The following is a 517-nucleotide window of genomic DNA, read 5'->3' as shown; positions in this document are numbered from 1 at the left end:
CCGCCGCCGAGGAGCGGCTACTCGGGATCATCGCGCGCAGCCTCGCCGCGGACCTCGACGCGCCGTCGTGGGCCGAGCGGAAGCTGTCCGCCGTGCAGCAGCTCAGGCGCGCGTCACAGGCCGTGGTCGACGAGCTGGGCAAGGCCGTCACGCTCGACGTTCACGACGCCGTCGCGGAGGCGTACAACATCGGGCACCGGTCGGCCGTGGCCGAGCTGGGCGCCCTGTCCGACGACGCCCGCCGTCTGGTGGACGACGTCACGCCGAACGCGCAGGCCGTCGACCGACTCGCACAGGAAACCGTCGATGTCCTCACCGACCGGCACCGGTCGATCCTTCGCACGGTCGTCGACAAGTTCCGCGCCGTGGTCGCCGAGGTGACCGCCACGCCGTTGCTCGGCACCGGCACCCGCCGCCAGGCCGCCCAGGACGCCATGCGCCGATGGGGAGACCAGGGCGTCCCCCAGTTCACCGCCGTGTCCGGCCGCCGATGGCAGCTCACCTCTTACGCCGAGAT

The 517-nt window shown here is 72.7% G+C and carries 1 protein-coding gene; it reads left to right on the top strand.

The window, feature by feature from the left end:
* Positions 1-517: phage minor capsid protein (locus tag IH25_RS0136825; RefSeq protein WP_037656436.1), on the top strand; the 517-nt coding region annotated here is incomplete at both ends.

It is taken from the genome of Streptomyces achromogenes subsp. achromogenes (assembly GCF_000720835.1).
GTDB lineage: Bacteria > Actinomycetota > Actinomycetes > Streptomycetales > Streptomycetaceae > Streptomyces > Streptomyces achromogenes.
The sequence above is the reverse complement of the archived record's forward strand: the minus strand, read 5'-3'. Positions and strand labels throughout refer to the sequence as shown.